The following is a 19,879-nucleotide window of genomic DNA, read 5'->3' on the forward strand; positions in this document are numbered from 1 at the left end:
GGGTCAGGTCACGGTTGGCGCCGTGCCGGTCCAGCGCTTGTAGGCGCGGGTGAAGTTCGACGGGTCGGAATAGCCCAGTGCCAGCGCGACGCTGCCGACCCGCATGTCCGGTGAGGCCAGCAACTCCGCCGCCTTGACGCGCCGGATCCGGTCCAGGATGTCGCTGAAGCTCGTGCCTTCCTGCGACAGGGTGCGCTGCAGCGACCGGGTCGACAGGCCGAGCCGCTGCGCCACCGTTTCCACCCCGCAGCGGCCGGCCAGGAGTTCCAGTTGAATGCAGTCCTCGACCGCCGTGACCGCATGGAACGGCCGCACCCCGGCATGGGCAACCACATCCGACCGCGTGAGAGGCCGCGCGTCATGCGCAGCGGGGCCAACCGGCCGCGCGCGGTCCAGCACGGCCGAGGACACCGGGATCATGAGATACGGGCAGGCGAACCGAACCTCCGCACCGATCGCCTGCGCCAGGGCGCCGGCGCCCGGGTCGCCGGCATAGGGCAGGCCGACCCAGCCCGGGCGCCACGCCGCGCCGGCGAAGCGACGGACGATCTTGAGCATCGACGGCACAACGTGGTCAATATGCGCCCGCGGATCCACATTGGCAAAGCGCTGCACGCGGTAGCCGAAGATCCAGCGCCCCCGGAGGCGGGTCAGCAGCACCTCCGAGCCGGATTGGTGCAGGCCGACGCCCCATGAGAGCCTGCGGATCGCGCTCCGCAAGGTGCCGGCCTCCATCGCATGTTCGATCCAGAGCCCGTATGCGCTCGGGTTCATGGCCTGGCCGACCCGCAGCCCCAGCAGCCGGTCGCCCGCGATCTCGGCGCCCTGCGCGAACAGCCCGACCATCGCCTCGAGAGGCAGACGCATGCGGCGGTCATGGATCAGCGCCTCGGGCAGACCCGCGCGCCGGAAGGTCCGGCCCACGGCCGGTGCGCCGGAGGCGTCGGCGAGGATCTCGGGCAGGGGGCCGAAACCCGTCGCCGTGGTCATGGGAAGGACGGTCTGAGTCATGACTAGACTATAGTTGGCGCGAAATGACCGACAATACCATTTTGAGATTAAAGCGTTTCTTGGGATACTTCGCCGGCACGGACCGGTGCGCGACATTTCCGCGAACCGGCCGAAACAGCAGGGAGCCAATTCATGCGACTGAACATCTTGATGTCCGTCGCGTCCTGTGCCTCGCTCGCGATTGCGGGCGCGAGCTATGCACAGGACGCCTCGGGCGGGGAGAAACCCAACATCCTGGTGATCTGGGGTGACGACGTCGGTCAATCCAACATCTCGGCCTACACGATGGGCCTGATGGGATACCGCACCCCCAATATCGACCGCATCGCCGACGAGGGCATGATCTTTACCGATTACTACGGCGAGCAATCCTGCACCGCCGGCCGTTCGTCCTTCATCATGGGACAGTCGGTGTTCCGCACCGGGCTCAGCAAGGTGGGCCTGCCGGGCGCCGAGGAGGGGATGCAGGTCGAGGATCCGACCATCGCCGGGCTGCTCAAGGCCGAAGGCTATGCCACCGGCCAGTTCGGCAAGAACCACCTGGGCGACCGGGACGAGCATCTGCCGACCAATCACGGGTTCGACGAGTTCTTCGGCAATCTCTATCACCTGAACGCCGAGGAAGAGCCCGAGAACGAGGACTACCCCGGCGATCTGCTGCTGCCGGACGGCAGCACGTTCCGCGAGAGCTTCGGCCCGCGAGGTGTGATCAAGTCGTCGGCCGATGGCCAGATCGAGGATACCGGCCCGCTGACCAAGAAGCGCATGGAAACCGTGGATGACGAGACGGTTGCCGCGGCGCTGGACTTCATCGACCGCAAGGAAGCCGAGGGCACGCCCTGGTTCGTCTGGTGGTCGGGCACCCGGATGCACTTCCGCACCCATGTCAAGGACGAGTTGCGGGGCATCTCGGGCCAGGACGAATACGCCGACGGCATGGTCGAGCACGACATGCATATCGGCCAGTTCCTCGAAAAGCTCGATGAGATGGGTATCGCCGACAACACGATTGTATTCTATTCCACCGACAACGGTCCGCACATGAACACCTGGCCGGATGCCGGCATGACGCCGTTCTGGGGCGAGAAGAACACCCAGTGGGAAGGCGCATGGCGGGTGCCCGCCATGGTGCGCTGGCCCGGCAATATCCCTGAGGGCGCGGTGACCAACGAGATCGTGCACCACATGGACTGGCTGCCCACATTCCTGGCCGCGGCCGGAAATGAAACCGTCAAGGAGGATCTGCTGGACGGGATCACCGTGGCCGAAGTCGGCGGCGGCCGCGACTATCGCGTGCATCTGGACGGCTACAACATCCTTCCGCTGCTGACCGGCGAGACCGAGGAAAGCCCGCGCAGGGAGATCTTCTATTTCACCGATGACGGAGACCTGGCCGCGTTGCGCTATGGCGACTGGAAGATCACCTTCCTTGAGCAGAAGGCCTGGGCCACGTTCCGTGCCTGGATCGAGCCGCTGACACCCCTGCGGACGCCGCTGATCTTCAACCTGCGCCGCGATCCCTATGAACGCGCCTACAGGACCTCCAACACCTATTATGACTGGATGCTGGACCGGGCCTATATGCTGGTGCCCGCGCAGGCCTATGTCGGGCAGTTCCTGGAGACGTTCAAGGAATACCCGCCGCGGCAGGAAGCGGCATCCTTCAGCCTCGACAAGGTGATGGAGAAGCTGTCGTCGCCGCCGGGCACACCGTAGGCGCCGGCACTCTTGCAAGACATGGCCGGATCCGCCCGAGGGCGGGCCCGGCACACGGCCCTTCCTGTTTGAAGACCGCCCTGGGCCCGGTCGCAAGCCCCGGACCCGTGCACGGCACAGCCGGTTCCTGGATGAAAGGTTTCACATGCGTCTTCTTTTGTCATCTGCGGCCATCGCCTGCCTGTCCCTGCCGCTCCTGGCCGACCCGCTGCCGTCGTGGAACGCCACCGACACCAAGGCGCGCATCATCTCTTTCGTCGACGCGGTCACGGACCCCGACTCGCCCGACTACGTAAGGCCGGCCGACCGGATCGCCACGTTCGACAATGACGGCACGCTCTGGGGTGAGCAGCCGGTCTATTTCCAGGTGATCTATGCCGTGGACCAGGTCGCCAGGATGGCCGAGGCCGACCTGTCGATCCTGGACTCGGACGCGATGAAGGCCGCCGCCGCGGGCGACATGGCCGCACTCGTGGCCACCGGCAAGGAGGGTCTTGTGGAGGTCGTGACCGCGGCCCATTCCGGCATGAGCGTGTCGGAGTTCAAGGCCGATGTCGCCGCCTGGCTCGACACAGCGCGGCATCCCGACACCGGGCGGCCCTATGACGAGATGCTCTATCAGCCGATGCTGGAATTGCTGCGCTATCTGCGCGACGAGGGGTTTTCCACCTATATCGTCTCGGGCGGCGGCATCGACTTCATCCGCGTCTTCTCGGAAGCCGCCTATAACATCCCGCCCAACCAGGTCGTCGGCAGCTCGCTGGCCGGGGAATACAAGACCGATGGCGACGGGCCGCGGATCATGAAGATGCCCTCGCTGTTCTTCATCGACGACAAGGAGGGCAAGCCGGTGGCGATCAACCATCACATCGGCAAGCGCCCGATCCTGGCGGGCGGCAATTCGGACGGCGATTTCCAGATGCTGGAATGGACCACTTCCGGCGACGGCGCGCGGCTGGCGCTGATCGTTCATCACACCGATGCCGAGCGCGAATACGCCTATGACCGCGACAGCCATATCGGCGGGCTGGAGCGTGGCCTGGACGAGGCCGAGGCCCGTGGCTGGCTGCTGATCGACATGGCCGCGGACTGGGCGCGTGTCTGGCCGGAGTGACCCGGCGACACACGCCCCGAAGCAAGCAAGCAAAGGACTGAACCGCATGGACGCATCCGCCCAGGACACCCGCGCGGCCATCGACACGCTGCGCGACCGCATGGGCCAGGCCATCATCGGGCAGCGCGACGTGATCGAGCGGCTGCTGATCGGTCTTCTGGCCAATGGCAACCTGCTGGTCGAGGGCCTGCCGGGGCTGGCCAAGACCCGCGCGATCAAGGCGCTGGCCCGGAACCTGGAATGCGATTTCTCGCGCATCCAGTTCACCCCCGACCTGTTGCCCTCGGACGTCACCGGAACCGAGGTCTACTACCAGTCCGGCGAGGGGTCGGAGTTCCGTTTCGAGCCCGGGCCGATCTTTGCCAACATCGTCCTGGCCGACGAGATCAACCGCGCGCCGGCCAAGGTGCAGGCGGCGCTCCTGGAGGCGATGGAGGAGCGGCAGGTCACGGTTTCTGGCACCACGCACAGGATGGACCCGCTGTTCATGGTGATGGCGACCCAGAACCCGATCGAGCAGGAAGGCACCTATCCGCTGCCCGAGGCGCAGATGGACCGGTTCCTGATGCATGTGAACATCACCTATCCCCCGGTCGAGGACGAGGTCGAGGTGATCCGCCTGGTGCGCGCGGAAGAGACCGCCGCGCAGGCCTGGCCGGGCACGGCGCCGGCCGACACCCCGGCGCCGGTTTCGCAAGCGGCGGTGTTCGCCGCCCGGCGCGAGATCGCCGGCCTGCATGTCTCGCCCGAGATCGAACGCTACATGGCCGACCTCGTCAGCGCCACACGGATGCCGGAGGGGTTCGGCGACGACCTCAAGCGCTGGATCGAGGTCGGCGCCTCGCCGCGCGCCTCGCTGGCGCTGGATCGCTGCGGGCGGACCCATGCCTGGCTGAACGGCCGCGACTATGTCGATCCCGAGGATGTGCGCGCCATCGCGCCGGATGTGCTGCGTCACCGGCTGGGCCTGAGCTACGAGGCGCAGGGCGAGGCGGTCACACCGGATGCCGTGGTGGCCGAGATCCTGCGCCAGGTCGCCTTGCCCTGAGGAGCCGCCCATGCGCGACCGCGCTGCCAGAACCCGGACCGGCACCCTGCCAGGCCTGCCAGAGGCGGGTCCGGATCCGCGCGTGCGGGTCGATCTGGCGCATCTGCGGGGTCTGGAGGGGCGGGCGCGCGCGCTCAGCTTCCTGCCGCGGCAACCGGCGCGCTCGGTCCTGAACGGGCGGCACGCCTCGCGGCTGCGGGGGCGGGGGCTGAATTTCGAGGAGTTGCGCGACTATCTGCCCGGCGACGACATTCGCGCCATCGACTGGAAGGTCACGGCGCGCACCGGCACGCCGCATGTGCGGGTGATGACCGAAGAGCGGGACCGGCCCGCCCTGATCGTCGTGGACCAGCGCATGAGCATGTTCTTCGGCTCGGTCCTGAACATGAAATCGGTCACCGCCGCCGAGGCCGCGGCACTGGCCGCATTCCGCATCCTCGACCAGGGCGACCGGGTCGGCGGGCTGGTGATCGGTGAGGAGGTGCTGGCCGAGATCCGCCCGCAGCGCAGCCGTGCCGCGCTGCACCGGTTCCTCGCCACGCTGGTCCGGGCCAACGGGTTGCTGCGCGCCGATGCGCCCGATGTCGCGCCCATTGGCCTCGACCGCGTCCTGCGCGCGGTCGCCCGAATCGCGCCGCGCGACCACCTGGTGATCGTGCTGAGCGATTTCGACGGGATCGGGCCGGGCACCGACCGGATCGTGTCGGGCCTGGCGCGGCGCAACGACCTGGTGCTGGTGCCGGTGACCGACCCGATGGCCGGCGCGGTGCCCGCGGATCTGCGCATGGTGGTGTCCGACGGCAGCTTGCAGGCCGAGATCGACACGGGCGATGCGGCTGTCCGGCGCGACCTTTCGGCCTTTGCCCAGGGACGGCTGGCAGAGGTGCTGGACTGGCAGCGCCGCTTCGGCGTGCCGGTGCTGCCGCTGTCGGCGGGCGAGGAGACGCTGCCGCAACTGCGCCGCCTGATGGGGCTGGGCCCGCGATGAGCGGCGCGGCGGCCCAGACGACGGCGGACGAGGGCGCCGCCATGCCCGAGAACCTGGTCGACCTGATCGGGGCGCTGATCGATCCGCCGGAGCCCGCGCCGGTGCCGCTGACGCCGCAGACCGGGGGCTGGCTCGTGCTGGCGCTGCTGGTCGTCGTGCTGGCCGGTTGGCTGGTCCACCGTTGGATCGCCCGCCGCCGGGCCAATGCCTATCGGCGGGATGCGTTGGCACGTGTCGAGACGGCGCAGACCGCGGCCGAGATCGCCACGATCCTGCGCCGCGCCGCCCTTGCCGCCTATCCGCGCGGCGAGGTGGCGGGGCTGACCGGATCCGCATGGCTAACCTTTCTCGAGCGCACCGGGCGCGAGGGATTTCCCGCCGCTGCGGGGGCCGAACTGCGGTCCGCACCCTATCGGGCCGAGACCGCCGCGCCCTCGACGGCGCTCCGGGACGCGGCCGCCGCCTGGCTGCGCGGCCATTCCCGAACCGCCGGGGAGGGCGCGCGATGATCTCGCTGGCATCCCCCTGGCTTCTCCTGCTGCTGCCGCTTCCGCTTCTGGTCTGGCGCTTCGTGCCGCCGCATCGCGAGCGGCAGGCGGCGCTGCGCTTTCCCTTCTTCCGGCGCGTGACCGAGGTGGCGGGTGTCACGCCACGGCCCGGCGCGGTGGTGCGCATCCGACCGCGCGTGGCCACCATCGCGGCCATGCTGTGCTGGGGGCTCGTGGTCCTGTCCCTGGCGCGTCCCGAACGGCTGGGCCGCCCGGTCACCGTCGAACGGGCCGCTCGCGACGTCGTTCTGGCCATCGACATCTCGGGATCCATGGACACGAAGGATTTCGAGGCGCCGGACGGGACGCGCAAGCAGCGCCTGGCCGGGGTCCGCGAAGTCGTTTCCACTTTTGTCGCGGGGCGCGACGGCGACCGGATGGCCCTGATCGTCTTCGGCTCGGCGGCTTACCTGCAGGCCCCGCTGACCGATGACCTGGACACCATCGTGGATCTGCTGGCGCGCACCGAGGTCGGCATGGCCGGGCCGCACACCGCCCTGGGCGATGCCATCGGCCTGGCGATCCGGACCTTCGAGACCAGCGAGATCGAGCAGCGGCTGCTGATCCTGCTGTCGGATGGCAGCGACACCGCAAGCCGCATGAGCCCGGTGAACGCGGCCGAGATCGCGGCGGATCGCGGTGTCGAGATCCATGCCATCGCGGTCGGCGACCCCGAGGCCGTGGGCGAGGACCGGGTGGACACGGCCACACTTCAGGCGCTGGCCGGCCGCACCGGCGGGGCGTTCTTCTTCGCCGAGGACGAGGGCGCCTTGCAGGAAGTCTACAACCGGATCGACGCGCTGGCCCCGCGCGAGGTCGAAACCGTCTCGTACCGGCCCCGGCGCAGCCTGTCCTGGGTTGCGCTGGCCCTGGCGCTGGTCATCGGCACCGGTACGCTGGCCGGGATGCATCTGGCCGCGCGGCGGCGCGGGCGGGCGCATCCGGGCGCTTTGCGGGATGCGGAGGCGCCGACATGAGCGGGGCCTGGCTCTATCTCGAGGCTTTCCATTTCCTGCGGCCGGTCTGGTTGACGGTATTTCCGGTCATCGCGCTCTTGTGGTGGTCGGTGCGCCGTGGCGCGCGGCGGCAGGACATGGCCCCGTCCCGCATCGCGCCGCATCTGCGCGCGGCGCTTACCGTGGGGCAGACGGGGGCCGGGCGGATCCTGCCGATCGACGGTGTGGCGCTGACCCTGATGCTGGCCGCGCTGGGGGCGGCCGGACCGACCTGGTCGCGGCAACCCGATCCCTTCGCCGCGCAATCCGCGCCGGCGGTTCTGATCCTGGCGGTGACCCCGTCGATGCAGGAGAGCGACATCGCGCCCTCGCGGCTGGAGCGCGGCAAGCAGAAGATCCGCGACTTCCTGGAGCTGCGCGCCGGTGCGCGCACGGCCCTGGTGGCCTATTCCGGCAGCGCCCATGTGGTGCTGCCGATGACCGAGGATCCCTTGGTCATGGTGCCCTACCTGCAAGGGCTTTCGCCCGAGGTGATGCCGCGCGAGGGATCCGCCGCCGGTCCCGCTCTGGCCCTGGCCCAGCAGCTGCTGGCCGACGAGGACGCGCCCGGCGGCATCCTGTTCGTCACCGACGGCCTGGAGCCTGCGGATGCCCCCGCGCTCGACGCGTCTGCGGCGCCGGTTGCGGTCCTGGCCATGCGTCCCGGCGACAGCCGCGACCGAGGGCTGGACACGCTGAGCGTGCCGGTGGTGGCGGTCACGCCGGACGGCGCCGACATCCGCCGGATCGACGGATTGCTGAACGCGGCCTACCGGCGCGCGCAGCTTGACGATGCCGACCAGCCCTGGGAGGACCGCGCGCATTGGCTGGCCTGGCCCGCAGCGCTCCTGCTTCTGCTGTGGTTCCGGCGTGGCTGGACGATGCGGTGGGTGGTTTTCGCCGGATTGGTCACCGGTCTCGGCGCGGCCCCGGGACCGGCGCGGGCCGAGGGCATGGCCGACTGGTTCCTGACACCGGACCAGCAGGGGCGGCTGGCCTATGAGCGGCGCGACTTCGACCGGGCGGCCGAGCTCTTCGCCGATCCGCTCTGGCGCGGCTACGCGCTCTATCGCGACGGCCAGTATGAGGAGGCGGTCACGGTGCTGGACCGGGTCGAGACCGCGCAGACCGCGTTCATCCAGGGCATGGCCAACATCAAGTCGCGCGCCTATCGCGACGGCGTGCGCAGTTTCGAGACGGCGCTGGAGCGCGACCCGAACTATCCGGGCGCGGCCGAGAACCTGGCGCAGGCGCAACGCATCGTCGACTATATCGAGGATGTGCGCGAGCAATCCGACACCGGCGAGGAGCGGGGCGCCGGGGCCGACGAGGTGGTGTTCGACAACGAGGCGGAGCGTGGGGTCGAGACCGAGATCGACGCCGAACCCGAGGGCGACGGGGCCGGCCTGCTGACCGCCGATCAGTGGATGAGCACGGTCGAGACGCAGACCGCCGACTTCCTGCGCCTGCGTTTCGCGCTGGAGGACTCGGCGGCCTCGGACGCCGAGGACGGTGCGGAAACCGCCCCGGAGGCCGGCGAATGATCCGGATCCGCGCCCTTGTCGCCGCGTTCCTGATCTGCCTTGCGGGGATGGTCTCGGCCCAGGATGCGCCGGCGCAGGCCCCGCTGCTGCGCATGGACTTCCCCGAGACCGAAACGATCCCCGGCCAGCCGCTCAGCCTGCGCCTGACGGTCCTTGTGCCGACCTTCCTGCCGTCGCCGCCGGTCTGGCCCAACTTCGATGCGCCGAACCTGATGGTGCGCCTGCCGGAACGGTCGACCGGGCCGGTCTCGGAGCGGATCGGGAGCGAGACCTGGTCGGGGGTCAGCCGTCACTATCGGATCTCGCCGCTGGTGGCGGGCCAATTCACCCTGCCGCCGCAGGAGGTGATCGTGACCTGGAGCGACCCGGCGACCGACACGCCGGTCAAGGTCACGCTGACAACCGATCCGTTCGAATTCACCGGCACCGTGCCCGAGGGGGCCGAGGGTCTGGACCCGTTCATCGCCGCGACCGAGCTCAGCCTGACGCAGGCGATCGACGGCGATCCGGCGGCGATGGCGGCGGGCGACAGTTTCACCCGCATGGTGACGGCCCAGCTGCACGGCGCGCCGCCGATGGTCCTGCCGCAGCTGCTGGCGCCGGCGGACCTGCCGGGGCTGGCCGCCTATCCCGAGGATCCGGTGCTGAGCGATACCGATGATCGTGGCGTTCCCGGCGGCACCCGGATCGAGACGGTGACTTATGTAGCCGAGGGCGGCGGCGGTGGGATCCTGCCGGCGCTTTCGGTCGACTGGTTCAACACCGAGACGGGCCAGGTCGAGACCGCCGTGGCCGAGGCGGTTGAGGTTCAGGTCGCAGGACCGCCGCCGGTCTCGGCCGAGCCGCGCGACTGGCGGCTGTGGGCGGCTGTGGGACTTGGGGCGCTTGTCGTGGCACTGGCCGGGGCCTGGGGGTTGCGTCGGGTGTTGCCGCCGCTGCGGCGGGTGATTGCCGCAAGGCGAGCCCGCGCGCTGGCATCGGAACGCCATGCCTGGGGTCTGCTGCACCATGCGGTATCCAAACGTGACCGGGTTGCGCTGCACCCCGCTCTGGATCTGTGGGCCGGGCGCGTTCCGGACCGTGACCCGCGCCGGGATGCTTCGGTGCAGGCGGCGCTGCTTGCACTTGGGGCCGCTCGCTATGGCCCGGCGGGCGGGTCGCGTGAGGACAGCGCGGCCTGGGCCGATCTGGACAAGGCGCTGCGCGCGGCGCGAAGGGACCGGAGCCAACGAGATCCCGGCCAGGCGCTGCCGCCGCTCAACCCGACCGGCTGACACCCGTCGCCGTCTCGGGCGACGGCTGGGTCAGCACCTCGGCGAGCAACGGGTTGGGAAAGCGTCGGGCGAAGGTGACGGCATAGAACACCTCGGTCATGTCCGGCAGCGGGCGCATCTCGATCAGCAGGCCCGAGCGCAGCTCGTCGCGCACGACGATGGGCGGCACCACGGCCAGACCCGCATCCTCGCGCGCCAGCAGCCGGATCATCGCCATGTCGTCGGCCTCGGCCGCGATCATCGGCGTCACGCCCAGGCGCTGGACGAGCGCGTCGAACTCGGCGCGCATCGCGGTCTCCGGCGTCGGCAGGATCAGCGGCTGGGTCGCCAGCAGCTCGACCAGCGGGGCGCTGGCCTTGCCGCGCCCCGGGCGCCCGATCAGGCTGACCGGTTGTTCGGCGATCCGGTGCAGCAGAAAGCGCGAGGCGGCATCGCTGGGCGGCGTCAGGTTGGTCAGAACAACGTCATGCGCCATCGTTTCGAGCCCCAGCAGAAGCTGCGCCTGGCTGCCCGAACGCAAGACCACCTCGACATCATCGCGCCCCAGCAACGGCCGGAGGAACTGAAGCTGGAAGTTGCGCGAAAGCGTGGCCAGCGCCCCGACCCGCAACGCCCGTGCCGCGTGGCGGTTCTCACGCAAGAGCGAGGACAGGTCCTCGGCCGTGCGAAAGATCGAATCGGCATGATCGAGCGCGATGCGCCCGGCCTCGGTCAGCGCCAGCCCGCGCCCGATGCGCTCGAACAGGGGATGGCCGATATCGGCCTCCAGCGCCTTGATCTGCGCCGAGAGGGCCGAGGCCGAGAGATTCAGCCGCCGCGCCGCGCCGGTCAGCGTGCCGTCATGGGCGACCGCGTGAAAAAGACGGAGGTGATGCAGGTTGAGCGGCATGAATGTTTCATGAAACAGAATGGATATCCGCAAAATATGACATTTTTTACCGTTTTGCCAAGTGCTAACCACGGCCCGACGCAGGTCTTTTGGAGTCCCGAACATGCTCACGGTTTTTGCCCCGCTGCCCCTGTTGCTGATCGCCGCACTGTCCATCCGGATGCCGGGCCGCCGCCCGGATCCGCTGCCGCGCCTGTCGGAAGCGGCCGGCCTTTTGACCCTGCTGCTGGCCGCGGGCGGTGTGGTTCAGCTCCTGCTGGGTGGCGGTACTGCGCTGACATTCGGGCCGGCCTCGCTGGGCCTGTTGCTGCGGCTGGACGCGGTGTCGGCGGTCATGACGCTGCTGGTGGGTTTCGTCGGCTGGATCGTGCTGCGCTTCTCGCGCAGCTATCTGGATGGCGAGGATCGCGAAGGGTTGTTCCACGGGCTGATGCTGGCCACCATTGCCGCCGTTCTGGTGCTGGTGCAAAGCGGCGGGCTGGCGACAATGATCCTGGCCTTCGTGGCCGTCGGTGCGGGTCTGCGGCGGTTGCTGCTGTTCTATGCCGACCGGGCCGAGGCGCGCCGGGCCGCCGCCAAGTTCCGCCTGGTCTGGGCGGCGGGCGATCTGGCGCTGCTGGGCGCGGCGGTGCTGGTCTGGGCAGCGTTCGGAACGCTGGATTTCGGCGGTCTTTCAGTCGCTTCGGGCGCGCCCTTGAGGCGGACAGCAGGCGGAGCAATTGCGCTCATCGTTCTGGCCGCGCTGCTCAAGACCGCGGCCTTTCCCCTGCATGGCTGGCTGACCGAGGTCATGGAGGCGCCGACGCCGGTCTCCGCGCTGCTGCACGCGGGCATCATCAACGCGGGCGGTTTCGTGCTGATCCGCATGGCCGACCTGGTGCAGACTGCTCCGGGGGCAATGGCGGTGCTGGTGTTGGCGGGCGGGTTCACCGCGCTGTTCGGGGCGCTGGTGATGCTGACGCAGAGCGCGGTCAAGACCGGGCTGGCCTGGTCCACGGTGGCGCAGATGGGCTTCATGCTGCTGCAATGCGGGCTGGGGCTCTGGGCGCTGGCGCTGCTGCATATCGTGGCCCATTCGCTCTACAAGGCGCACAGCTTCCTGTCGTCGGGATCGGCCGTGCGCGCGGTGCTGGAGACCCGCCGGCCGGGCCCGGTCGCGGTGCCGGGGCTGCAGGCGGTGGCGCGGGCCTTCGTTCTGGCCATCGTGCTCTATGCCGGGGTGGCGACTGGTTTCTGGGCCGCGTTCGGACCCAAGACCCCGCAGGCGCTGGCGCTGGGTGCGATCCTGATCTTCGGGGTGGCCTATCTGGTGGCGCAGGGGCTGGCGGATGCGGCGCCGGCGGCCCTGACGCGGCGCACGGCGGTGGCTTCGACCGCGGCGGCGCTGGCCTATTTCGGGTTTCACGGGCTGGCCGGCTGGGCCTTCGGCGCAACGCTGCCCACAGCACCCGCGCCGGGCCCGCTGGAAACCGCGCTGGTCGTGCTGACGCTGGGCTCGTTCGGCGCCGTTGCCGTGGCGCAGAGCCTGTTTCCCCATTGGGCGCATCATCCGGCCTCGGCCGGACTGCGGGTCCATCTGGCAAATGGCCTTTATGCCAACGCCGTACTCGACCGGCTGATCGGCGGCTTCCGCGGGCCGAAATCCCTTTGACCCTGTTTGACCGACCCCGGGAGGGCCTCACCATGACCGACACAACCATCCAGATCGCGCCGCCGCAACGCTCGGCCATCCTGACCGCCGCCGAGGCGGCGCTGCGCCGGGTGCCGCCGGCCTTTCCGCTCGAGGCCACCGTGGCGGTCAACCCCTTCCTGGGGCAGACCGACGAGGACCTGGCCAGTGCCGCAGCCCGCCTGGGCCGTGTCGGCGGGGTGCGCATCCTGCGCGACCGCGCGGATTATGCCGCCCGGATCGCCGCGGGCGAGATCACCGATTCCGACTTGGCCGACGCGCTCGAGGCCTGCGCGGCAGCTGACCGGCCGGAGAGGCTGGCTGCGTTGAAGGCCGCGCTGGATGCGCCGAGTGTCACGCCCGAGGCGCTTCCCTGCGTGGCCGATCTGGCGGCCGAGGTCACCGGTACCGACTGGCCGGCGATCCTGGCGCGCAGCGTGGGACTGTGGGCGGCGGGCCATTTCGACCGCGGGCAGGCCCTGTGGACCCCGGCGCCGGGGCGGGACGCCTTTGCCGCCTGGCGGGAATGGGCCACGCATGACCTTACCCCGGAACTGGCCGGGCTGGACGGGTTCGCGGCGCATGTCGCCGCCTGTCCCGACACGTCGGAGCGCGCAATCCTGCGCGCCGCCGGGACGCTCGGCTTGTCCGGGGAGGCGGCGGAGGCGCTGTTTCACCGGCTGTTGCTGGATCTGGGCGGCTGGGCGCAGCATGCCCGCTGGCTGCTGTGGCAGGCCGAGCTTGCAGGCGACACCGATGCCAGCCTCATGGATCTGCTGGCGATCCGGCTGGTCTGGGAAGAGGCGCTGTTCGAACACTGCGGCGACCGGATCTCAGGCCGCTGGAACGAGGTGCTGGCCGCCTGCGCGGAACCGATGGCGCCCGGCCGCGAGCTTGTGATCGACGCGATCCTGCAGGAGGCCGCCGAGCGGGCGTATCAGCGCTGGTTGGCCGACGCACTGCCGGGGGTCGACGCCCAGGCGGACGCGCCACGCCCGGCGCTTCAGGGTGCGTTCTGCATCGACGTGCGCTCCGAGGTGTTCCGCCGGGCGCTGGAAAGCGTCGATGGCGGGATCGAGACCGTGGGCTTTGCCGGCTTCTTCGGCCTGCCGGTGTCGCACGCGCCGCAGGCCTCGGATGTCGAGGAGGCTCATCTGCCGGTCCTGCTAACGCCCGGGCTGCACACGACCTCGCAGGGCGACCCGGCCAGCGAGACCGCGCTCAGGATCGGCGCGCGGGCCCGCCGGGCCTGGGGTCGGTTCCGGCAGGCGGCGGTGTCGTCCTTTGCCTTTGTCGAGGCGGCGGGGCCGCTCTATGCCGGCAAGCTGGTGCGCGACGCTCTGGGGCTGGCCGCGCCGGCGCGGCGCGAGAGCCCGCCGTCACGGTTCCGCGAGGCCCTGACGCCCGCGCAGAAGGCCGAGACCGCCGCGGCGGTTCTGGGCGCGATGTCGATGCGGCAGGGGCATGCCCGGCTGGTGCTGCTGCTGGGGCATGGCGCCAATGTGACCAACAACCCGCATGAGAGCGCCTATCACTGCGGCGCCTGCGGTGGGCATACCGGCGAGGTGTCGGCGCGCCTTCTGGCACGGTTGCTCAACGATCCCGAGACGCGGCAGGGGCTGCCGGCGCATGGCATCGATCTGCCCGCGGACACGGTGTTTTTGGCCGGGTTACATGACACGACGACGGATGCCGTCACGCTCTATCCCGACGATCCTGCCCTGACGCACCGGGCCGATCTGGCGCAGGCGCGGTCCTGGCTGGACCAGGCCGCCGCGCTGGCCCGGGCCGAGCGTCGGGCGCGGTTGCCGCGCGGCGCGTCGCGGACGGTCGAGGCGCGGGCCAGCGACTGGGCCGAGCTGCGGCCGGAATGGGGGCTGGCCGGTTGCGCCGCCTTCATCTGTGCCCCGCGCGCGGCGACGGCGGGGGAGGATCTGGGCGGGCGGACCTTCCTGCATTCCTATGACTGGCGAGCGGACCGGGATTTCTCGGTGCTGGAGCTGATCCTGACCGCGCCGGTGGTGGTCGCCAGCTGGATCAGCCTGCAATATTACGGCTCGGCCACGGCGCCGGCGCTGTTCGGGTCGGGCAACAAGCTGATCCACAACGTGGTGGGCGGCATCGGGGTGGTGCAGGGCAACGGCGGAAAGCTGCGCGCCGGGTTGCCGTGGCAGTCGGTGCATGACGGCGAACGCCTGATGCACGACCCGCTGCGTCTGACCGTGATGGTCGAGGCGCCGACCGAGGCGATCACCGGGATCCTGTCGCGCCACGACGGGGTGCGGGCGCTGTTCGACAATGGATGGCTGCACCTGCTCGCGCTCGAAAGCGGCCGGGTGAGCGCGCGCTATCGTCCGGGCCTGCGCTGGGAACCCGTGGCCGGGCCGCAGCGCCGCGCGGCGTGATGCGAGCCAAAGGCACGGGCGGTGGCATGCTGCAGCTGCAAAGCAAGGCTTGACACCGGGGCAGGGATGGCCCACATCGGGCTGGACGCTGCGCAGCCGCGTGAGCATGCCGCGCCCCGGTCCGGGGCGCACCAGCGCAAAACCATACCTCCAGTTCCCACTCACGCAGGGTTCTTGACGCAAAGGCCGGACAGCGCGGGAGACGCCCGCGAGGTCCCGAGGCCGCGCCACACCCTGGTCCCGCGCAATCCTGCGCGGCGCTGGACATGAGTCCGGTCCGGTCTTTTGCCGGATGCGGTTACAAAGGATAAGACTTGTTCGATTTTGAAATGCTCGGCCTTGCGCCGGCCCTGAACGATGCGCTGTCGCGCATCGGATTCTCCCAACCCACGCCGATCCAGAACCAGGCGGTTCCGCTGGCGCTCGAAGGGCATGACGTGCTCGGCCTGGCCCAGACCGGCACCGGCAAGACGCTGGCCTTCGGCCTGCCGCTGGTCGATCACCTGCTGGCCGAGCCGGGCCGCCCGGCGCCCAAGACATCGAAGGCGCTGATCCTGGCGCCGACGCGCGAACTGGTGAACCAGATCGCCGACAGCCTGCGCACGCTGACCGAGGATACCAAGCTGCGCGTGACCACCGTGGTCGGCGGGCAGTCGATCAACCGGCAGATCAACGCGCTGGCCCGCGGCACCGACATCCTGGTCGCCACGCCGGGCCGCCTGATCGACCTGATGGACCGCCGCGACGTCGACCTGGGCCAGGTGCGCCACCTGGTGCTGGACGAGGCCGACCAGATGCTCGACCTGGGCTTCATCCACGCGCTGCGCAAGATCGCGGCGCGCCTGGGCACGCCGCGCCAGACCATGCTGTTCTCGGCCACCATGCCCAAGCAGATGGAGGAGCTGAGCCGCGCCTATCTGACCAATCCGCGCCGGGTGCAGGTGGCCCCGCCGGGCAAGGCGGCCGACAAGATCACCCAGTCGGTCCTGTTCATGGACAAGCCGGCCAAGCCGGGCCGGCTGCGCGAAATCCTGTCGCGGGACCTGGACGCGCTGACACTTGTCTTCGCGCGCACCAAGCATGGCGCCGAGAAGCTGATGAAGGGGCTGGTGGCCGATGGCTACAACGCCGCCTCGATCCACGGCAACAAGAGCCAGGGCCAGCGCGACCGTGCCATCAAGGCGTTCCGGGACGGCACCGTGAAGGTTCTGGTCGCCACCGACGTCGCGGCCCGCGGCATCGACATTCCGGACGTGGCCTATGTCATCAACTACGACCTGCCGGCCGTGCCCGACAATTATGTGCACCGCATCGGCCGCACCGCCCGCGCCGGGCGCGAGGGCGAGGCCATCGCTTTCTGCGCGCCGGACGAGGCGGATCTGCTGCGCCAGATCCAGAAGCTGATGAAGGTCGAGATTCCGGTCGCCGGGGGCACCAGCCCGCTGGCCGGCGATGCCGACGGCGCCGACCGGCGCCAGGGGCGTCCGGGCGGACGCAACCGCAAGCCCGGCGGCGGTGCTGCCGGCAAGCCCGCGGCACCCGGCCGGTCGCGCCGCCGCAGGTCGCGCGGACGCAAGGCGGCCTGAGCCGCCGTTGTCCGTCCCGCGCCGTCAGGGCGCGGCGTCGGGCGGCAGGTTGGTCAGAATCTCCCAGGCGTCGCGTGCCGCGGCGCGCTGGGGGGTTGCCAGCCGCAGCAGCCGGATCTCCAGCGGCACCTCCGGCCCGGCCCGGTGTGGTGAGACGAGGCGGCCCGAGACCAGGTCTTCGGCCACCATGGATTGCGGCAGCCAGGCCACGCCGATCCCGTCTTGCGCATAGCGGCAGGCCGCCAGGGTCAGCGCGGTTTCCGCCTTGCGCTGCAGGATCGTGCCAGGGGGCAGGGCGGGCCACACCTCCTGTTCGACGACCCGGCCCAGATAGACCTCGCGCGGATAGACGATGGCGGGCAGGCGACCCGCGTCCAGCGCGGGCAGGATCGCCGGCGCGCAGACCGGCAGCAGCCGTTCGGTGCCAAGCGTGACCGCCTCGAACGCGTCACCCGCCATGTCGGCGGACCGGAACGGGCGGTCGTAGCGCACCACCAGGTCGGCCTCTCCCGAGATCAGCTGCACCTGGCATTCGTCCCTGTTGCCCGAGCGGACCCGCACCGATCCCCAGCCCGCCACCGACAAGGCCCGCACAAGCCGCGGCGATACCGTCGTCGTGATCGCGTGCTGGCAGGCCAGCGAGACGCTGCGGCCGGACCCGTCGGCCGCCTCGCGCAGGGTCTCGGACAGGCTGCGCAGGTCGGCGGCCAGGCGGCGCATCTCGACCTCCTGTGCGCGCAGGGCAGGCAGCAGCGTCACCGGCTTGCGCGCGCGATCGAACAGCGGTGCGCCCAGCCCGGCCTCGATCGTGCGGATGCGGCGGGTAAAGGCCGACTGGCTGATGTTGCGGCGTTCGGCGGCGCGGACAAACGAGCCGGCATCGAGCACCGCGAGGATATCGTCCAGCCATTCCTGACGCATGGTGCCAGTTGATGTCCGCCGCTCTCAAAATGCAAGTCCTGCATGTCACCTTGCGCATTTCGCATTAGAACGGCGGCTTCAGCCGGTGTATGTGATAACACGCGCAACTTGGAAGGATCCCACCGATGCATCTGGCCCGTTTCCCCCGTCGATTTCTCGCCCATCTGCCCACGCCGCTGGAGCGGCTCGACCGGCTGAGCGCCGAGCTGGGCGGGCCCGAGATCTGGATCAAGCGCGACGACTGCACCGGCCTGTCCACCGGCGGCAACAAGACCCGCAAGCTGGAATTCCTGATGGCCGAGGCCGAGATGCAGGGCGCGGATATGGTGATGACCCAGGGCGCGACGCAGTCGAACCACGCCCGTCAGACCGCCGCCTTCGCCGCCAAGATGGGCCTCGCCTGCCACATCCTGCTCGAGGATCGCACCGGGTCGAACGATGCCAACTACAACAACAACGGCAACGTGTTGCTGGATCACCTGCACGGCGCCACCACCGAGAAACGGCCCGGCGGCGGCGACATGAATGCCGAGATGGAGGCCGTGGCCGACCGGTTCCGCGCCGAGGGGCGCAAGGTCTACACCATTCCCGGCGGCGGATCGAACCCGACCGGGGCGCTGGGATATGTGAATTGCGCCTTCGAGATGCTGGGCCAGTTCAACGAGCGCGGTCTCAGGGTGGATCACATCATTCACGCCACCGGCAGCGCGGGCACCCAGGCCGGGCTGATCACCGGGCTCAAGGCAATGAATGCCGGGATCCCGCTGCTGGGGATCGGGGTGCGTGCGCCCAGGGCGAAGCAGGAGGAAAACGTGTTCAACCTGGCCGTTGCCACCGCCGAAAAGCTGGGTTGCGCGGGCGTGGTCGACCGCGCGGATGTGGTGGCCAACACCGAGTACGTGGGCGAGGGTTATGGCATCCCGACCGAGGGCGGGATGCAGGCCATCGCCATGTTCGCCGAGCTCGAGGCGATCCTGCTCGATCCGGTCTATTCCGCCAAGGGTGCGGCGGGGTTCATCGACCTGATCCGCAAGGGCCACTTCAAGAAGGGCGAGCGGGTGGTGTTCCTGCATACCGGCGGGGCGGCGGCGCTGTTCGGATATGACCAGGCGTTCGATTTCGCGGGTCGCTGGCAGGCGGCCGGCTAGGCACCGGCCCAGCCCTTGCGCGAGAACGGGTCCGGCGGGGTGTTCAGGCGGAGATGGCGCATGAACACCCGCGCGGTGCGGGTCATGGGGCGGGTGTCGGACAGGATGAAGTAGCTGCGATAGCGCATGTCCGAGGCGAAAGGCACGAAGGCGAGGTCGTCCGACCGGTAGTGGAAGAGCGGAAAGGGATTTACCACGGCGATCCCGAGCCCCTCCTTTGCCAGGTCGACCGCGGCAAAGGATGTGGACACCTCGGCCACGATCCGCGGGATCGCGCGGGACTGGTGCAGCAGGCGCTCCAGCTGGCCGCGTCGGGCGTGGCGCCGGGTCAGCGCGATCAACGGCTGGTCATGCAGCTCCCGCGGGGTGATCCGGGGCTGTTCGGCCATCGGATGATCGCGCGGCATCGCGCAGACCGCCTCGGATTCCCGGTAGGGCAGCATCTTGACCCCGGCGCGGCTCTGCTCGACGCCGGTGATGCCCAGGTCGAACCGGTCATCGAGGATGCCGCGTGTCACCTCGTCCGATGTATTGACCTCGAGGCTCACGAAGAAGGCCGGGTTCATGCGCAGGAAGCTGCTGATCTGCGACACCAGGAACCGGTGCGCGTAAGAGGGCGGGGCGATGATCCTGAGCGTCTCCTGGACCGGCTCGGTGGGTCCGTCGATCCGGCCCAGCGCCTCGAAGAGCGGGTCGAGGCGCCGGTTCAGCCGCACCGCCTCCTGCGTCGGGCGCAACCGTCCTGCCTCGCGCTCGAAGAGCGGTGTGCCCAGGCGGTTCTCCAGACTGGCGACGGATCGGCTGACCGCCGATTGCGACAGGCCCAGCTGATGCGCGGCCCCGGTCGTGGTGCCGGCCTGCATCAGCGCGCGCAGGGCGAAATATTCCGGCAAGGAGTGCCATGTCGTGGTCTTGGCCATTGCCGCGCCTTCCCGAAAACCTGTTAGGTCTATGAGTTTCAGTCATATAGTTTTCCCTAACCCATGCAAATTTCTTTTCCTAAGGTTGCGGCAACCGAGGAAG

At 69.7% G+C, this 19,879-nt stretch carries 16 protein-coding genes; 12 read left to right on the forward strand and 4 right to left on the reverse strand.

Annotated elements, in window-relative coordinates; all coding sequences use genetic code 11:
- Nucleotides 1-3 precede the first annotated feature (3 nt).
- On the reverse strand, nucleotides 4-990 hold the full coding sequence (locus BMX57_RS06430) for an AraC family transcriptional regulator (protein WP_177175403.1): 987 nt from the start codon (nucleotides 988-990) through the stop codon (nucleotides 4-6).
- A 153-nt stretch (nucleotides 991-1,143) separates the two neighbouring features.
- Between BMX57_RS06430 and BMX57_RS06435 the strand changes: the two genes are divergently transcribed.
- From BMX57_RS06435 to BMX57_RS06470, 8 genes are all read left to right on the forward strand, one after another.
- Nucleotides 1,144-2,727: an arylsulfatase gene (locus BMX57_RS06435; RefSeq protein ID WP_092363855.1), complete on the forward strand. Its 1,584-nt coding sequence runs from the start codon at nucleotides 1,144-1,146 to the stop codon at nucleotides 2,725-2,727.
- 145 nt (nucleotides 2,728-2,872) lie between these two features.
- Nucleotides 2,873-3,841 carry an HAD family hydrolase gene (locus tag BMX57_RS06440; RefSeq protein ID WP_092363858.1) on the forward strand — a complete coding sequence of 323 codons (969 nt, stop codon included), beginning with the start codon at nucleotides 2,873-2,875 and terminating at the stop codon, nucleotides 3,839-3,841.
- A 46-nt stretch (nucleotides 3,842-3,887) separates the two neighbouring features.
- Nucleotides 3,888-4,889 carry an AAA family ATPase gene (locus tag BMX57_RS06445; RefSeq protein ID WP_092363861.1) on the forward strand — a complete coding sequence of 334 codons (1,002 nt, stop codon included), beginning with the start codon at nucleotides 3,888-3,890 and terminating at the stop codon, nucleotides 4,887-4,889.
- Between the two features lie 10 nt (nucleotides 4,890-4,899).
- A complete protein-coding gene (locus BMX57_RS06450; protein WP_092363864.1) occupies nucleotides 4,900-5,877 on the forward strand; it encodes a DUF58 domain-containing protein in 978 nt (325 codons plus the stop codon).
- On the forward strand, nucleotides 5,874-6,386 hold the full coding sequence (locus tag BMX57_RS06455) for a DUF4381 domain-containing protein (RefSeq protein ID WP_177175404.1): 513 nt from the start codon (nucleotides 5,874-5,876) through the stop codon (nucleotides 6,384-6,386). Before BMX57_RS06450 ends, BMX57_RS06455 begins: the two co-directional genes overlap by 4 nt.
- Nucleotides 6,383-7,402, forward strand: a complete 1,020-nt coding sequence (locus BMX57_RS06460; RefSeq protein ID WP_092363867.1) for a VWA domain-containing protein — start codon at nucleotides 6,383-6,385, stop codon at nucleotides 7,400-7,402. The genes BMX57_RS06455 and BMX57_RS06460 overlap by 4 nt, the downstream gene beginning before the upstream one ends.
- Nucleotides 7,399-8,964 (forward strand): VWA domain-containing protein, encoded by a 1,566-nt coding sequence (locus tag BMX57_RS06465; protein WP_092363870.1) that lies wholly within the window; start codon nucleotides 7,399-7,401, stop codon nucleotides 8,962-8,964. The genes BMX57_RS06460 and BMX57_RS06465 overlap by 4 nt, the downstream gene beginning before the upstream one ends.
- Nucleotides 8,961-10,238, forward strand: coding sequence for a BatD family protein (locus tag BMX57_RS06470; protein ID WP_092363873.1), 1,278 nt, complete (start codon nucleotides 8,961-8,963; stop codon nucleotides 10,236-10,238). The genes BMX57_RS06465 and BMX57_RS06470 overlap by 4 nt, the downstream gene beginning before the upstream one ends.
- Here the strand turns inward: BMX57_RS06470 and BMX57_RS06475 are convergent.
- Nucleotides 10,222-11,127 carry a LysR family transcriptional regulator gene (locus BMX57_RS06475; protein ID WP_092363876.1) on the reverse strand — a complete coding sequence of 302 codons (906 nt, stop codon included), beginning with the start codon at nucleotides 11,125-11,127 and terminating at the stop codon, nucleotides 10,222-10,224. The genes BMX57_RS06470 and BMX57_RS06475 overlap by 17 nt on opposite strands.
- 103 nt (nucleotides 11,128-11,230) lie before the next feature.
- Between BMX57_RS06475 and BMX57_RS06480 the strand changes: the two genes are divergently transcribed.
- From BMX57_RS06480 to BMX57_RS06490, 3 genes are all read left to right on the forward strand, one after another.
- The gene (locus tag BMX57_RS06480) at nucleotides 11,231-12,778 is read left to right on the forward strand and encodes a proton-conducting transporter transmembrane domain-containing protein (protein WP_092363878.1); all 1,548 of its coding nucleotides are present in this window, start codon (nucleotides 11,231-11,233) and stop codon (nucleotides 12,776-12,778) included.
- A 32-nt stretch (nucleotides 12,779-12,810) separates the two neighbouring features.
- Nucleotides 12,811-15,201 carry a YbcC family protein gene (locus BMX57_RS06485; RefSeq protein ID WP_092363881.1) on the forward strand — a complete coding sequence of 797 codons (2,391 nt, stop codon included), beginning with the start codon at nucleotides 12,811-12,813 and terminating at the stop codon, nucleotides 15,199-15,201.
- A gap of 314 nt (nucleotides 15,202-15,515) precedes the next feature.
- The gene (locus BMX57_RS06490) at nucleotides 15,516-16,787 is read left to right on the forward strand and encodes a DEAD/DEAH box helicase (protein WP_092363884.1); all 1,272 of its coding nucleotides are present in this window, start codon (nucleotides 15,516-15,518) and stop codon (nucleotides 16,785-16,787) included.
- A gap of 24 nt (nucleotides 16,788-16,811) precedes the next feature.
- On the opposite strand, the gene BMX57_RS06495 is transcribed toward BMX57_RS06490, so the two are convergent.
- Nucleotides 16,812-17,708, reverse strand: a complete 897-nt coding sequence (locus BMX57_RS06495; RefSeq protein ID WP_092363887.1) for a LysR family transcriptional regulator — start codon at nucleotides 17,706-17,708, stop codon at nucleotides 16,812-16,814.
- 125 nt (nucleotides 17,709-17,833) lie between these two features.
- On the opposite strand from BMX57_RS06495, the gene cuyA reads away from it, so the two are divergent.
- A complete protein-coding gene (gene cuyA / locus BMX57_RS06500) occupies nucleotides 17,834-18,856 on the forward strand; it encodes a D-cysteate sulfo-lyase (RefSeq protein WP_092363890.1) in 1,023 nt (340 codons plus the stop codon).
- Here cuyA and BMX57_RS06505 read toward each other — a convergent pair.
- A complete protein-coding gene (locus BMX57_RS06505; RefSeq protein WP_092363893.1) occupies nucleotides 18,853-19,776 on the reverse strand; it encodes a LysR family transcriptional regulator in 924 nt (307 codons plus the stop codon). The two genes, cuyA and BMX57_RS06505, sit on opposite strands and share 4 nt — an antisense overlap.
- Nucleotides 19,777-19,879 lie beyond the last annotated feature (103 nt).

Origin of the sequence: Cribrihabitans marinus, from assembly GCF_900109035.1 — a bacterium.
Taxonomy (GTDB): Bacteria; Pseudomonadota; Alphaproteobacteria; order Rhodobacterales; family Rhodobacteraceae; genus Cribrihabitans; species Cribrihabitans marinus.

What these genes read in the sequence shown, in the direction of transcription:
- BMX57_RS06430 (WP_177175403.1), bottom strand. Translation starts at nt 990, where the DNA reads ATGACCACGGCGACGGGTTTCGGCCCCCTGCCCGAGATCCTCGCCGAC.
- BMX57_RS06435 (WP_092363855.1), top strand. Translation starts at nt 1,144, where the DNA reads ATGCGACTGAACATCTTGATGTCCGTCGCGTCCTGTGCCTCGCTCGCG.
- BMX57_RS06440 (WP_092363858.1), top strand. Translation starts at nt 2,873, where the DNA reads ATGCGTCTTCTTTTGTCATCTGCGGCCATCGCCTGCCTGTCCCTGCCG.
- BMX57_RS06445 (WP_092363861.1), top strand. Translation starts at nt 3,888, where the DNA reads ATGGACGCATCCGCCCAGGACACCCGCGCGGCCATCGACACGCTGCGC.
- BMX57_RS06450 (WP_092363864.1), top strand. Translation starts at nt 4,900, where the DNA reads ATGCGCGACCGCGCTGCCAGAACCCGGACCGGCACCCTGCCAGGCCTG.
- BMX57_RS06455 (WP_177175404.1), top strand. Translation starts at nt 5,874, where the DNA reads ATGAGCGGCGCGGCGGCCCAGACGACGGCGGACGAGGGCGCCGCCATG.
- BMX57_RS06460 (WP_092363867.1), top strand. Translation starts at nt 6,383, where the DNA reads ATGATCTCGCTGGCATCCCCCTGGCTTCTCCTGCTGCTGCCGCTTCCG.
- BMX57_RS06465 (WP_092363870.1), top strand. Translation starts at nt 7,399, where the DNA reads ATGAGCGGGGCCTGGCTCTATCTCGAGGCTTTCCATTTCCTGCGGCCG.
- BMX57_RS06470 (WP_092363873.1), top strand. Translation starts at nt 8,961, where the DNA reads ATGATCCGGATCCGCGCCCTTGTCGCCGCGTTCCTGATCTGCCTTGCG.
- BMX57_RS06475 (WP_092363876.1), bottom strand. Translation starts at nt 11,127, where the DNA reads ATGCCGCTCAACCTGCATCACCTCCGTCTTTTTCACGCGGTCGCCCAT.
- BMX57_RS06480 (WP_092363878.1), top strand. Translation starts at nt 11,231, where the DNA reads ATGCTCACGGTTTTTGCCCCGCTGCCCCTGTTGCTGATCGCCGCACTG.
- BMX57_RS06485 (WP_092363881.1), top strand. Translation starts at nt 12,811, where the DNA reads ATGACCGACACAACCATCCAGATCGCGCCGCCGCAACGCTCGGCCATC.
- BMX57_RS06495 (WP_092363887.1), bottom strand. Translation starts at nt 17,708, where the DNA reads ATGCGTCAGGAATGGCTGGACGATATCCTCGCGGTGCTCGATGCCGGC.
- cuyA (WP_092363890.1), top strand. Translation starts at nt 17,834, where the DNA reads ATGCATCTGGCCCGTTTCCCCCGTCGATTTCTCGCCCATCTGCCCACG.
- BMX57_RS06505 (WP_092363893.1), bottom strand. Translation starts at nt 19,776, where the DNA reads ATGGCCAAGACCACGACATGGCACTCCTTGCCGGAATATTTCGCCCTG.